Source organism: Leptothoe kymatousa TAU-MAC 1615, assembly GCF_018739865.1.
Taxonomy (GTDB): Bacteria; Cyanobacteriota; Cyanobacteriia; order Phormidesmidales; family Phormidesmidaceae; genus Leptothoe; species Leptothoe kymatousa.
Genome location: NZ_JADOER010000002.1, coordinates 135,832 through 149,293 on the forward strand (window position 1 = coordinate 135,832; position 13,462 = coordinate 149,293).

11 protein-coding genes are annotated in these 13,462 nt (G+C 52.3%); 4 read left to right on the forward strand and 7 right to left on the reverse strand.

Translation table 11 applies throughout. The features are described from left to right. Positions 1-72: 72 nt before the first annotated feature. The 3 genes from psb32 to purN form a co-directional block, all read right to left on the reverse strand. On the reverse strand, positions 73-783 hold the full coding sequence (psb32, locus tag IXB28_RS01005; RefSeq protein ID WP_215616675.1) for a photosystem II repair protein Psb32: 711 nt from the start codon (positions 781-783) through the stop codon (positions 73-75). 207 nt (positions 784-990) lie between these two features. Continuing rightward, positions 991-1,230 (reverse strand): hypothetical protein, encoded by a 240-nt coding sequence (locus IXB28_RS01010; RefSeq protein ID WP_215616676.1) that lies wholly within the window; start codon positions 1,228-1,230, stop codon positions 991-993. A 174-nt stretch (positions 1,231-1,404) separates the two neighbouring features. Next, positions 1,405-2,091, reverse strand: a complete 687-nt coding sequence (gene purN / locus IXB28_RS01015; RefSeq protein ID WP_215616677.1) for a phosphoribosylglycinamide formyltransferase — start codon at positions 2,089-2,091, stop codon at positions 1,405-1,407. 200 nt (positions 2,092-2,291) lie between these two features. Between purN and IXB28_RS01020 the strand changes: the two genes are divergently transcribed. From IXB28_RS01020 to dprA, 3 genes are all read left to right on the forward strand, one after another. Continuing rightward, positions 2,292-3,974 (forward strand): sensor histidine kinase, encoded by a 1,683-nt coding sequence (locus IXB28_RS01020; RefSeq protein ID WP_215616678.1) that lies wholly within the window; start codon positions 2,292-2,294, stop codon positions 3,972-3,974. 15 nt (positions 3,975-3,989) lie between these two features. Next, a complete protein-coding gene (locus IXB28_RS01025) occupies positions 3,990-4,649 on the forward strand; it encodes a DUF2301 domain-containing membrane protein (RefSeq protein WP_215616679.1) in 660 nt (219 codons plus the stop codon). A 115-nt stretch (positions 4,650-4,764) separates the two neighbouring features. Beyond that, positions 4,765-5,922, forward strand: a complete 1,158-nt coding sequence (gene dprA / locus IXB28_RS01030; RefSeq protein WP_215616680.1) for a DNA-processing protein DprA — start codon at positions 4,765-4,767, stop codon at positions 5,920-5,922. A 15-nt stretch (positions 5,923-5,937) separates the two neighbouring features. Here dprA and IXB28_RS01035 read toward each other — a convergent pair whose 3' ends face one another. Beyond that, complete coding sequence (locus IXB28_RS01035; RefSeq protein WP_215616681.1) at positions 5,938-6,489, reverse strand: FHA domain-containing protein; 552 nt, start codon at positions 6,487-6,489, stop codon at positions 5,938-5,940. 638 nt (positions 6,490-7,127) lie between these two features. On the opposite strand from IXB28_RS01035, the gene IXB28_RS01040 reads away from it, so the two are divergent. Then, positions 7,128-8,516 carry a 1-acyl-sn-glycerol-3-phosphate acyltransferase gene (locus IXB28_RS01040; protein ID WP_215616682.1) on the forward strand — a complete coding sequence of 463 codons (1,389 nt, stop codon included), beginning with the start codon at positions 7,128-7,130 and terminating at the stop codon, positions 8,514-8,516. A gap of 47 nt (positions 8,517-8,563) precedes the next feature. Here IXB28_RS01040 and IXB28_RS01045 read toward each other — a convergent pair whose 3' ends face one another. From IXB28_RS01045 to IXB28_RS01055, 3 genes are all read right to left on the reverse strand, one after another. Further along, positions 8,564-9,361, reverse strand: a complete 798-nt coding sequence (locus IXB28_RS01045) for a tetratricopeptide repeat protein (RefSeq protein WP_215616683.1) — start codon at positions 9,359-9,361, stop codon at positions 8,564-8,566. A 178-nt stretch (positions 9,362-9,539) separates the two neighbouring features. Then, positions 9,540-11,108, reverse strand: coding sequence for a tetratricopeptide repeat protein (locus IXB28_RS01050; protein WP_215616684.1), 1,569 nt, complete (start codon positions 11,106-11,108; stop codon positions 9,540-9,542). A 147-nt stretch (positions 11,109-11,255) separates the two neighbouring features. Beyond that, on the reverse strand, positions 11,256-13,460 hold the full coding sequence (locus IXB28_RS01055) for an AAA family ATPase (protein ID WP_215616685.1): 2,205 nt from the start codon (positions 13,458-13,460) through the stop codon (positions 11,256-11,258). Between the last annotated feature and the right edge of the window lie 2 nt (positions 13,461-13,462).

The following is a 13,462-nucleotide window of genomic DNA, read 5'->3' on the forward strand; positions in this document are numbered from 1 at the left end:
ATATGGGGGCGTTGTAGTCAACGCCCCCATATTCTTGTTCTGTGGAAAATATTTCTGTTTTAGTGCTGTGTGCTAGCCTCCCATGGACTGGTACCAGTAATAGGTGGCCATGGGAATAACGGTGGATAAAATCAATAGGACAACAACAATCCAGGTGGAACTGGTGCGGTTCGCTTCCGTTTCTTCGGCAGTGGCGAAGGTGCCTTCTACGTTGATGGTTTCTGCGATGATGGGGGGGCCTGGGTCTGCCTCGCCAGCTAGCACTGCTGCGAGGCGAGTGGTGGCGTCGTCAAAGGCACGGTTGTAGCTATTGCTTTTGATCAGTGGCGCTTTCATGGTTTCTTCGGTGATGCTCTCAGCGATGTCACTGGAGAGTAACGCCGCCGTTTCTTCGCCTGATTTGAGGCCGATAGTATTGGTGACATCATCTAGAACAACGACTGTCTGGTTGGCACCCGCTTCTGGTGTGGGAAACCAACGGGCGAATAGCTGTTCGGCAAAGCTCTGGGCTGTTTCGCCATAGTCTAGGCGATGGATGGTAACGTAGCGAACTTCTTGGCCGGTGGCTGCGGCTAGCTTTTGGAGATCTTTGTTGAGGTTGCTTTCGTTTAACCGGGTGATTTGGTTAGCGTCATCTAAAACCCAGTTTTCACTATTGGGTGTGATGGGCATGTCGTACACACCGGTAGCGTTCGCAGGGGGCGTGATGATGAGATTGATAGTTAGTGCGATCGCAACCGCAACAATCCAGCGGCAGCGATGAAAGATCGAACTCAGGCGCATGATGTTTCAAGAAGCAGCAATTGAGTAGCCAAAAAGCCACCCACATTGATTACTATAAATGACTTAATGCCCCGACTATCTATCGAGTCGTCTTTCTGCGGCCGATTTAACGGAAAAACGACATCGTTGCGAAGCGATGCCGTTCCATAATCGTTTTCATTCGTAGTTTGCTAAGCCAGGGTTTACTCCGAGGGGGCGAAGGGTAAACTATGCACGCATAATAGGCACGATGCAACCATCGGCAATGGCACTGTCTAAAATAGCGAGCTGACGCTCCTCGGCATTGGTGAGTTGAGGCTTAACTCGATATGTTTTAATGGCAGCTGCAACACCTGGGGACAATTCTCTGTGGGTTAAGGCAATACGCACCAAACCTTCTAGATTTTTACCAGTGAATTGATTGGTGTTAAACATGTTGTCGGTTTTGCGAGTGACTACTTGGTACATTCGCGTTTCATGGACCGACTTCCGGATTAAATGTTGAGAAAAACAGACAAGATTGGGCGTAGATAGATACTGAGAAGCGTGAGTGAACGCGGTATCAAAATTGACAAAAATAGGTGCTTGGCATTGCTGAGCCTTGGGGTGATTGCATCTGCGCAAGGTCGATGGATCGCACCATTAGCAGAGTGGTTCCCCGGCCAAATCAGCAACGGCATTTTTTCGGCTGTCGCCATGGGCGGCGAGGGCGATCGCAGCAGGATAAATGTGATGCTCTTGCACTTGAATCCTGGCCTGGAGCTGCTCGACGGTGTCCCCCGCTAAAACCGGCACTGCGGCTTGCATGATGATCGGACCACTGTCCACGGCCAGTTCGACGTGGTGCACGGTGCACCCTGCCAGGGTGACGCCAGCATCCAGCGCCTGTTGCACGGCATGTAGCCCCGGAAAGCTGGGTAATAAACTGGGGTGAATATTGAGCACACGGTCAGGAAAGGCGTCGATCAGCTGTTGGGTCACCCGCCGCATCCAGCCAGCCATGGCCACCCAGGTAACATCGTGTTGATTCAACGTGCGGATAATGGCTTGGTCTAACGCTTCTCGAGATGTAAACTCGCGGTGGTTAAGCAAAACCCTAGGGATTTGCCAGCGTTCAGCTCGTTCCATGACCTTTGCCCCAGGATTATTGCAGATCACGACATTGACCTGGGCCTTTAGGGCGGAACGTTCAATGGCCGTCATGATCGCTTCGAAATTGCTACCGTTGCCAGATGCCAGGACACCTAGACTGAGCGGGGGATAGTCAAGGTTTTCCCAATTGGTGGCAGGGGCAAGCAAAGTAGTTGTGGGGCTGGCGTTGGGACCCATGGGCTGCACAATAAACAAACTTTAGAATTGTACAGGGGACGGGCTAAAAGACTGGGTTAGAGTTGGTCGAAGCTATTAAAATTTAAGTAGTTCCACGGAATCTGGCCGTAAAAATACGTGGGGTGATACACTGTTAACCTTTTCGGGAAAACCAGGGCATAGTGGAGAAAGCCCATCACTATCACTCTTGTTCCCCAACCATGAGTCCACCCATTGCTGCCCGTAATATTCATGAGTCTATCGATGTAATTACTAGGTCGCTTAATGCGGTGGCGGCGCCAATCTATGTGAAGGGGCAAGACCATAGATGGTTGTTTGCTAATGTGGCCTGCTGTCAGCTATTGAATAGTTCCCTGGAGCAGTTGGTGGGATGTTTAGACCAAGATGTGCCAGCGTTGGTAGATGCAGGCACATTGGGGGCTCAGGACGAGGGCTTTTTTCAATCGGGAGAAACCCCTGATCCACAGCCCATAACCATTGCTACAGCCTCTGGTCGGCACCAGGTAACCTGTTCGCGTACCAGGTTAGAGACGGCTAGCGGGCCGATTTTGATCAATACCTTGCAGGTGGTGGGCGAACTGGCCCAGGTGCGGCAAACCAACTATGAACTGCGTCAACAATTAGAAGAGCGCAACGGTGCCCTAGAGAAGTTAATTGAGTTTGAAGCGACACTCAAACGGATTACGGACCGAGTGCGAGATAGCTTGGATGAAAAACAAATTTTGCAGACGGCGGTCCAGGAAATTACAGAGGCTTTGAATGTACGTGGTTCTAATACGTCCCTGTACGATCTAGAGCAGGGCACCTCCACCATTTACTACGAGTTCACCACCTTGCCGTCCGACCGTGGCCGTGTGTCTCAAATGGAGGCTTTTCCTGAGGTTTATCATCAGCTGCTAGAAGGGCAATATCTACAGTTTTGCTCCATTGCCCCCAACCCAGTACGGGGCTTGGTGTCCATGCTAGCGTGCTCAATTTTTGATGATCGCGGTGTGCTGGGCGACCTGTGGTTGATTAATGATAAGGACCATGGCTTTAGCGAGTATGAAATTCGGCTAGTGCAGCAGGTGGCGAACCAATGTGCGATCGCTATCCGCCAAGCCCGGCTGTACCAAGAATCCCAGTCCCAGGTGCGGGAGCTAGAGCAGGTCAATAACCTGAAGGACGACTTTTTGAGCACCGTCTCCCACGAATTGCGCACACCGGTCACCAGTATGCGGGTGGCGCTGCAGCTATTGGGCGTAACCCTGAGCCAAGAACTCGGCATGGAGCAGGAACTCACCAGCCCCGATGCCCAACAAAGTCGCATCGCCCGCTACTATCGCATCCTCAAAGAAGAATGTGAGCGAGAAATTAGTTTAATTAACGACCTGCTAGATCTGCAGCGTCTGGATGTGGGTAACCACGACTTAGCATTGCAAACCATTCAACTGGATGAATGGCTACCGGCCCTAGTCAATAGTTTTCAAGAACGGGCCACCAGCCGACAGCAGCAGCTCGAAATTGTGTTGAATGACAATCTGTCGGTGATACGGTCAGATTTGTCTAGCCTCGATCGCATTTGGGCGGAACTGTTGAATAATGCCTGCAAATATACTCCCCCAGGTGGACAAATCACCCTATCTGTTTTGCCGGGGCAGGAGGATATGGCCAAATTTGATCTGATCAATACCGGTGTGGAAATCCCCCAGGATGAATTGCCACGCATTTTTGATAAGTTTTATCGCGTACCCAGTGCCGACCCTTGGAAGCAAGGGGGGACTGGGTTGGGCTTAGCCCTAGTGCAAAAGCTGGTGCAGCATATTGGTGGTGTAATTAACGTAGAGAGTGGTAACAACCAGACCTGCTTTACCATTGAACTACCGCTATCTTTAGAAAAGTGATGAGGTTGGGAGATCATGGTAGTGACAGCACAGGTGCCCTTGCCAGAAGCCTATGAAGGGCAGTTTGGCACGTTTGTAATTACCCCCGAAGATCGGCGGGAGGTGGTTATCTATCGCAGTGGTTTGGGCATTGCGGCCTTGAGTTTTGCGTTGGGGGTAACCCTGTTGGGAGTCTTCGGCCCCACCCCTGCCATCCTTTGGACTATTTCTGGTTTGTATGGCTTGCTGTGGGCGGGCTTGGGCATTAGCCTTTGGTATATCCACATTTACCTGCGGCCACTGCACCTGGCGCTACAAGTTTTTTGGGCGATTGGTGGTTTGGCTAGCCTGGGGCTGGCGGTGGCGTTGCCTGGTCCCTTGGCATTGACCATCTATCAATACCCCTTATCCATCTTGGGCATAGGGTTTACCTTTGCGGCACTCACCGGCATCTTCTTCAAAGAAGCCTTTTGCTTTAATCGATTAGAAACTAAATTTCTCACCTTTTTGGTGCCAGCCTTTTTGTTGACCCATATGGTAGGGGCGCTGCCCATCGGTCTGGGCCGTCAGCTTTTGGGAGTTTGGGCAATTTTGTTTGGGGTGTTTGCGTTGCGCAAAGTTATTCAACCCATCCCGCCAGATATTGGCGATAAAAGTGTTTTTGACTATCTAAAGCAGCAGCGAGCGGACGTTTGACGGCGGACGTTTGACGGCGGACGTCTACGCCTTTGTTCCTAATTCCGAACGCTTATCTCCGAATTCTGGCGTTGCCTGGGCATCCTAAGGCCGTTGGACTGAGGGGGAATTCGGCTTGGAACGGGCATATTGGCTGGCTTGGTCGCAAATTAAAGATGTAGGGCCCATTTTAATCAAGCGGCTGCATGAATACTTCGGTTCTCTGGATCTGGCCTGGCAGGCAGATGCCGCGAGTTTGCTCAGCGTTGATGGCATTGGGCTAGTGACAGCGGATCAGATTGTCCGGCTGCGATCGCGACTAAAACCACAGCAGCTACTCGAGCAGCACGAAGCCCAATACCCCCAATTTTGGACCCCGGCCGATCCAGACTACCCCAGGTTGCTTTGGGAAATCCCCGATCCACCACCGGTGCTTTACTACCGAGGACCCTGGCGGCCCAATCAGGCACCCTCCGCCATGACCGTCGGCATTGTCGGCACTCGGCGGCCCAGTCCCTATGGTCGACGCTGGACCCAACGATTAAGTCGTTGCCTGAGTCAGCGGCAGGTGGTTGTCGTTTCAGGTCTGGCTGCGGGCATTGATGCCTATGCTCACCAAAGCTGCCTAGATAGCGACGGTCAAACCATCGCCGTATTGGGCACCGGGGTGGACGTCATCTATCCCCGCAATAATGATCAGCTATACCAGCGCATTGAAGAAACGGGGCTCATTGTGAGCGAATATCCCGATGGCACCCCTCCCGATCGCGGCCATTTCCCTCGCCGTAATCGGATTATTGCCGGCCTCAGTGATGCCATCTTAGTGACCGAAGCCCCAGAACGATCGGGGGCGCTGATCACGGCCTATTTAGCCAATGACTATGGTCGTCATGTGTATGCCTTGCCCGCCGGTTTGGATAATCCGACCGCCCGTGGGTGCCTAAACTTAATCAATACGGGGGCGGCCATGGTGATGGGAGAGACTCATTTCGTCACCGATCTAATCAATACGATTGGGGCCACAGTTTCCCACCATGAACGCGCTCCAGACGCTTCCTCGGCTACCCCTGACGTAGAAGAGACAGCCCAAAAACAAGAGGTGGCGGCCATTGAGGTTGAATTGGAAGCACCGCTCAAACAGCTATTAGCCCAGGTGCCAGATGTACCCACCAGCTTGGACAAATTAGTAGAGGCCACCCAGCAAGACACCAGTGTCTTGCTAAGTGGCCTTTTACAGTTAGAACTAGCGGGGGTGGTGACCCAGTTGCCCGGTGGCCAATATCAACGAACCTAACGCAATGAAAGATTGTTAGTAAGATATTTCGTACCCTGTGTAGGTAATCTCGTGGTTATCTGCTGGAAAATCGGATGGATTTTCTAACGGATCAAAATTGTCCACGAAAAATTCCACAGTCAAATCACCCAGTTCGATCATGTCTCCATCTCGCAGGGGCTGTCGTTTTTGTGGGCTTAAACGACGGCGATTGACATAGGTGCCTGTTTGACTGCCCACGTCAGCGATAAAAAATCCGGCGTCAGGGGTATACCGAATGACAGCATGACAAGGAGCAACGGCGGCATCTTCCAGCGGAAGTGCACAGGTGAGCGATTTTCCCAAGAGCCAACATGCGCCTGCTTGGGTGAGGTTCAAAGTATCAGAACTGCCTGTATTAGAAACTAAAAATACAGAAGAATTAGCAATGATAGCTTGAACATAAAAAGGAGTAACTTGACAGCGATTTTTAGCTGTTAATAGTGAATCAATGATTGAATTTGCAGTATCAAAATCGTTTTTTATATTTTGAAAAAAAGCATCCCAAGGGAGTGATAATGCATTGATGATGTCTGCATCAATAGACATTTTCTGAACTTCTGGGTTGCTAGGACGGAAAGCTCTAAGCGTTGACATGGACAATGACGAAACAACTTAACAGCAACAGGCTATAAGTGCGGTCGATTGTCACCCTAATTCACTAGATTCACAGGTAGTTGCTCAGTATTTCAGGAAGGGGACACTCAGTAAGATCGTAAAATTTTAGATAATTACGTGATACAAACCCTGCTTCCCACTGGCGTGATCTCTGCTGTTTAAGATCAAGAAACCGTTTGGAAAATCTTTGTATTAACGGTAGTTGGCTTGATGCTAATCCCTAATAAATTTAGATATTTTCTACGAATGTTGAGCAATCTAGGTAGGATGTGAATCTATCCAAGGTAGTGCGGTATTTATATCTTTTTTATTAAAGCTTGCTTGTTCAAAATCAGTGATTAGGTGAATTGCCTTTTATCGAAGCTTTAAAAGCCGTGAGTAAATATTAAAATCGCCCAAGGTTGGTAACCGATATCCTGAATCCTTAAAGCAGGACCCACAGGTGTTTCAGTGCCTTTGAGGGTAGACGGCTCAGAAATTAGCACAGCCCCATTGCCGTTGTCATGATGGAATTTAGAGCAGTTGTAGTTTTAAGTATTCGTTAAGCTGCTGGTTGGAGAATTTATCCGGTGACCAATGCCATTATTCGGGCTCAGCCTCCCCTAGATTTTATCCCTGAGCAATTTAGTCCGTGGGTACGGCGATTGCTCAAAGTTATCGTGCCTGGGTGGATGCGTTGGCACACGGATTTAGTGGATATTCGGGTGAAAAATCCTGAGGTGTTGGCCCAGAAGTATGGTGAATTTTGGGCAGGGCAGGGGCGATTATTGTTGGCATTTCGCCATCCAGCCCCAGAGGATGCCTATTGTTTAGCCCATTTGTTGTGGCGGGCGGTGCCTCAAGCTGGCCAGCAGCAGGGGCTATCGTTGCAGCCTGTCCATAGTCATTTTATTTATGACCGGGGGATACCCCTGTGGGCCGGTCGGTGGATGGGGTGGCTATGCTCCCGGTTGGGGGGCGTTTCGATTCAACGGGGCAAGTTGGATTTAGTGGCGCTGAAGGCGGCCCGTAAGTTGTTGGTCAGTGGTGAATTTCCGTTGGCGGCGGCCCCAGAGGGGGGCAACAATGGCCACAATGAAATTGTCAGTCCCCTGGAACCTGGCGTGCCTCAGTTGGCGTTTTGGTGCGTTGAAGATCTCAATAAGGCCGATCGATCGGAGCCGGTCTATGTGGTGCCCCTAGGGATTCAATATCGCTATATTGATCCGCCTTGGGCTGCGATCTCGCAGCTGCTAACTCAGTTAGAAGACCGTAGTGGCATTTCCGGTGAGCTGCCCAAGCTGCCTGAGCTGCCCAGTGCCGAACTCGCTAACCTCTATGGGCGGCTGTATCGCCTCGCTGAGCATTTGCTTACCCTAATGGAGTCCTATTACCACCAAATTTATGACCTGGAACCACCGGCCGATAGGGATGACGATGCCAACGCCCAACTAGCCACCCGGTTAAAGCATTTGCTCGATGGGGCCCTATCGGTGGCAGAAACGTACTTTAAGCTAAAGCCCAAAGGATCTGTTATTGATCGGTGCAGACGCTTAGAGCAGGCCGGTTGGGAACGTATTTTCCGAGAAGATTTGCGAGATGAAGCCGCCCTATCGTCAGTGGAGCGCGGTTTGGCCGATCGGGTGGCGGAAGAAGCAGACCTGCGCATGTGGCACATGCGTTTGGTCGAGAGTTTTGTGGCCGTCACTGGCCGCTATGTTTTAGAAAAACCCACCGCCGATCGGTTTGCTGAAACGGTGTTGTTATTGGCCGATATGGTCGCTCGCATTGAGGGCAAAAATCCGTTCCCTCGCCCATCCTTAGGCAAGCGAGAGGCCCTGGTGACGGTGGGCGAGCCGATTAATGTGAGAGACCGGTGGAGTGACTATAAAGCCAGTCGTCGAAAAGCAGTAGCCGCCCTGACAAAAGACTTGCAGGGCAATCTGGAAGCTTTGATTGTAGATAGTTCTGAGTTCTAGGGGAGCTATCAGCTTTCAGGGGTGGTCTAGGACTATGTGAGAGGGAGCTAACGACTTTTGCGTTGGTTTGACCGCTGGGCCAGACTGCCCCGTAGCCCTAGCCTGTAGAGTGCAGCGCCTTTGTTTTCAATAATTTCCTGTACATCTGTTTCCTGTACATCTGTTTTAAGGGCTAGGGCCATGTTGTATAGGGTCAGTGCTGCCTGATAGCGGCGTAGCTTGTACAGAGCATTACCTTTGTTATTTAGGACCTCATAGATGTGGGGATTGATGGCCAGCGCCTTGTCATAGGTGGTAATGGCCTCTTGGTAATACCCCAACCCATATAGGGCATTCCCTTTGTTGTTGAGGGCTTCGCATGAGTCAGGCCTAATCTTGAGCGCTGCCTCATAAGCGGCAATGGCATCCTCCCGACGCCCCAACTTTTGGAGCGCTAGGCCTTTGTTGTTGAGTAGCGTATATTTTTTCTCTGACTCAAGGTGCAGCGCTGCATCGTAAACAACAATGGCCTCTTCGTAGCAGCCGTGGAGATATAGGGTGTTGGCTTTAGTTAACCATTCTGTAATGGTCCAGCTTTTGGTCGGGTCAATGGCTAAAGCGTTGCGGCCAGACTGATATAGGCGTATGGCGGTGGCATTGGCGGCCATGGCTTCGCCATAGCGGTCTAGCTTTTGCAACACAGCGCTATATTTTTCCCAAGCGTTAGGAATATTAGGGTTGAGGGCGACAATCTGCTCGAATATTGGTAGCGCAGCTGCGTGATCTTCCACACTGATTTTTTGTAACCCTTTTTCAAATAGGGCGATCACGTCGTCTGAAACAGTGGTTTGTGTAGTAGAAATCATCCCTTTTGGGGCCGCGGTTTAAGGCTGTTGCATGGGCTGATTTTAGGCCCTATGCTTCCGTTCCTTGAGGATTTTTCTCTCGATTTTATGATTCGCGGTTTTTTCGTTTTGTGGTTGGGGGCACGGTTGTGTCGAGAGCCGCTGTGGGCTGGGCCGATTTCTTTTGCCTAATGGGACGTTAGAAACGTTGATGGCGTCTCTGGAGCGATAATTTAAACTGGGTGGCCTCTTTGCTTTGAATGGCTGTTTGGAAATCTGGCTTAATGGCGAGGGCCGCATCGAAGGCTGCGATCGCACTTGCGTAACGCTCTGCCCCATGGAGCACCACGCCTTTGCGGTAGAGTGCCAGATAATTTTGGGGTTGCATGGAGAGGATGGCCTCATAGGCGGCGATGGCTTCTTCATAGCGCCGCAGGTTCAGCAGGACAATCCCCTTGCTGTAGAGCACATCTGGCAAGTTGGGCTTAAGTTTTAAGGCATCGTCATAGACCGTTAGGGCCTCGTGAAAACGACCTGCCTTCAGTAGGGCATTGCCTTTTTTGCCCAGGGCTTTGTAATGGTCGGGTTGACTGTGGAGCGCGGCATCGTAGGCGGCAATGGCCCCTGGGTAGTTGCCTAGGTCGTGGAGGGCTAAGCCTTTTTGGTAGAGCACATGGGCATTGTCGGGCTGGGTTTCCAGAATCAGGTCATAGGTGGCCAGGGCCTGCTGGCTATGGCCTAAGGCATATTGCGATAGTCCTTTGTGGAAACTTTCATCGTAGAGATTGGGCTTGGTCGCAAGCGATGCATCATAGGCGGCGATGGCCTCGCCATGGCGGTCTAGTTTGGCTAGGGCTCGCCCCTTGTTGTACAACGCGTTGTTGAGGTTGGGTCTGAGGCTGAGGGCGGCATCGTAGGCGGCGATGGCGGCTTCGTATTGGCCTAGTTTTGCTAGGGCTACGCCTTTGTTGTGCAGCGTACTGTGCTTGTGGGGGGTGAGCTCAAGGGCGGCATCATAGGCGGCGATGGCGTCTTGGTAACGCTCTAGTTTGGCCAGGGCTAGGCCTTTGTTATTGAAGGTTTGGTGTAGGCCTGGATCAATGGCTAGGGCGGCATCATACGCTGCGATCGCAGGCTCCAGTTGCCCCAGCTTGGCCAGGGCAAAGCCCTTGTTGTGGAGGGCTTTATGGAGGTTGGGGGCCAGCTCTAATGCCGCATCATAGGCGGTGATGGCCTCTGCCAATCGACCTAGGTTGAATAGGGATACGCCTTTGTTGTAAAGCGTGTTAGATAAGTCTGGTTTGAGCCTAAGGGCCGCATCATAGGCGGCAATGGACTCTTCGTAGTGGCGGTTAAAAAATAAGCGTTCTCCTTCGCTCACCCACTGTTCCGCCGTCCACCCTTGGGTCACATCCACCGCTAAGGCTTGGGCTCCAGCTTGGTAGAGCTCTACAGCCTTGGCATTGCTATCAACGGCTTCGCTATAGCGGCCTAGGGTTTGTAATATGGCACTGCGTTTTTCCCACACATTGGGAATATCGGGCTGGATCGCCAAAATTTGTTCTAGTAGAGACAGGGCGGCTTCGTTGTCACCCACACTCATTTTTTGTAGCCCTAGGTTAAATAGGGCGACGGTTTCGTCTGCTGATTTCCCGGTCAGTTGCCGATCATTGGCACTGACTGTCGCCGACGAGGGGGCGGCTATATTGACCGCTGTCGGGTCTTTTTCCAGCAGGGGGGACTGATTATTAAAGGGACGATTGAGCATTGGGGGGAATGCACTATACAGGAACTTAATGGTTGCTAATTATGAAAGGGTGAATCGATCTGCAAATACACCGCTGCAGGCTGGTTCGAATCAGCACCACTTAGAGTTTTATCTTAGGTGGAAGTACCCCGTATAAAAAGAGGCTACTCATCGATTGCCAGTAGTTTGGGCGTCGTGGGAGTCGCCTTTTATGGCCGTAACTACGGCAATACTGGTTTTCCAAGCGATGTTCGTGCTTAATGCCCGTGTGTACGCTTGTTGAATAACCGCTAGTTCCTTGGTAGCAAATGTTTGGGCCAGATGCTGCATATACTGAGAATCTTCACCAAACCATCGTGATTTAAGTTGCCGTGTGACTGCCAGGGTATTGGGCACTTGCATCAGTTCGATATCGGCGACCAAGCCGGTGCCTTTGAACCAGCCAGGAATAGCCTCCACATCCCAGTATTTTTCCGGGTTGCTGGTGTAGAGGCCATCCTCGGCCTGCTGTAGCTGATGCAATATGGGTGGCGGCAGGGTGTGCGGTGGCAGCAGGGTGTAGAGGCGTAGGGTGCGAAAAGGAATGGTTTCGGCCAAGACCATGCGGCCTTTGGGGGCCAGATGATGGGCCAGTTTTTTCAACAGTTTTGGATGCCCTGAGCCGGATTGGAAGGCATTGCGGCCAACGATGCCATCGAATGTAACGTCGGGGGCTTGAGCTTTTAGGGTTTTGGGTAATGCGGCCAGGGGCGTAGTCAAAAAAATGGGCCGGGCTAGGTCCGATAGTGTGTGGGCTTGTGCGGTTAGGGTTCGATGTATGTCTGCGGTGGGGGTGCGGGCATAGACGCCGCCTTCGGGGACCTGGCGCAGGGCTTCCCAGGTGAGTAGTCCGGCGTTGAGGTCGAGTAAAACGTGGTGCCGTTGGGGATTTAGGGTGGCGTAGATGAGATCGCACACCTGCCTGAGCCGCTCCCCCGCATTGCCTAAGGTGCGCTGTATCCATTGTTCCTGGGCCTGATCTGTGGGGCCGAATGTCAGTACTTCGGGTAAATCCGCTGCCATGACAGCGGCGAGCTGGGCCTCGCGTTTACGGGCGACCTCAATCCGAATGGTGTCTTCATAGCCCTGGTTTGAGGGCTGGTAAAACACTTTGCCCTGGAGTCCGGTGGGTAAATATTGCTGCTCCACCCAGTGGTCTCGGTAGGCATGGGGATATAGATAGCCCTGTCCGTGGCCGAATTCTTCCTTGTCTCGATTGGCATCCCGCAGGGGATTGGGGACATCGGCTTCCCGTTCTTTTTCCACCGTGTTGAGGGCATCGAAAAATCCCATGACACTGTTGGACTTGGGGCAGGTGGCGAGGTATAGGGCGGCCTGGGCTAGCGGGTAGCGCCCTTCGGGCATGCCCACGCGGTCAAAGGCCTGGGCACAGCCATTGGCCACCACCACGGCATTGGGATCCGCCAGACCAATATCTTCCCCGGCGAAAATTACCATGCGCCGAAAAATGTAGCGGGGGTCTTCGCCGGCGTACACCATGCGGGCCAGCCAGTATAGGGTGGCGTCAGGGTCCGAGCCCCGCATGCTTTTGATGAAGGCGCTGATGGTGTCGAAGTGGGCGTCGCCTTCTTTGTCGTACAGCACCGCCCGTTGCTGAATCGATTCTTCGGCTACGGCTAGCGAAATATGGGCATCGGGAGTGGTTTCTACGGCTAGTTCTAGGGCATTTAGCAGGGCACGGGCGTCGCCGTTGGCCACATTGACCAAATGGTCTAGGGCCTCGTCATCGATGTGGACGGCGCGTTTGCCATAGCCCCGGACCGGGTCGCTCAGCGTTTGCTGCACAATTTGGCGCAGGTCATCGGGCCCCAGGGGTTTGAGTTGAAACACCCGCGACCGACTCACCAGGGCTTTATTCACTTCAAAGTAGGGGTTTTCGGTGGTGGCCCCAATCAAAATTACGGTGCCGTTTTCCACCCAGGGCAGGAGGGCGTCCTGTTGGGCTTTGTTGAAACGGTGCACCTCATCGACAAATAAAATGGTGCGCTGACCCTGCTGGCCTCGGAGATCTTGGGCGGTTGCGATCGCGCTGCGAATGTCCTTCACCCCCGCCAGCACCGCATTGATGGCAATAAAGTGGGCCTTTGTCGTATTCGCAATCACCTGGGCCAGGGTGGTCTTACCCGTGCCAGGGGGGCCATAGAACAACAGCGACGATACCTGATCCGCCTGAATCGCCCGTCGCAACAACCGACCGGGCCCAATGATGGCATCCTGACCCACATACTCATCCAAATGGCGCGGACGCATGCGGGCCGCCAAGGGCGCTTCAGAGGCAATTAAAGACTGTCGACGTTGCTCAAATAAATCCATAG

Bases quoted from the DNA above. Each gene is read 5' to 3' on its own strand.
- psb32 (WP_215616675.1), bottom strand. From the start codon at position 783: ATGCGCCTGAGTTCGATCTTTCATCGCTGCCGCTGGATTGTTGCGGTT.
- IXB28_RS01010 (WP_215616676.1), bottom strand. From the start codon at position 1,230: ATGTACCAAGTAGTCACTCGCAAAACCGACAACATGTTTAACACCAAT.
- purN (WP_215616677.1), bottom strand. From the start codon at position 2,091: ATGGGTCCCAACGCCAGCCCCACAACTACTTTGCTTGCCCCTGCCACC.
- IXB28_RS01020 (WP_215616678.1), top strand. From the start codon at position 2,292: ATGAGTCCACCCATTGCTGCCCGTAATATTCATGAGTCTATCGATGTA.
- IXB28_RS01025 (WP_215616679.1), top strand. From the start codon at position 3,990: ATGGTAGTGACAGCACAGGTGCCCTTGCCAGAAGCCTATGAAGGGCAG.
- IXB28_RS01035 (WP_215616681.1), bottom strand. From the start codon at position 6,489: ATGTCTATTGATGCAGACATCATCAATGCATTATCACTCCCTTGGGAT.
- IXB28_RS01045 (WP_215616683.1), bottom strand. From the start codon at position 9,361: ATGATTTCTACTACACAAACCACTGTTTCAGACGACGTGATCGCCCTA.
- IXB28_RS01050 (WP_215616684.1), bottom strand. From the start codon at position 11,108: ATGCTCAATCGTCCCTTTAATAATCAGTCCCCCCTGCTGGAAAAAGAC.
- IXB28_RS01055 (WP_215616685.1), bottom strand. From the start codon at position 13,460: ATGGATTTATTTGAGCAACGTCGACAGTCTTTAATTGCCTCTGAAGCG.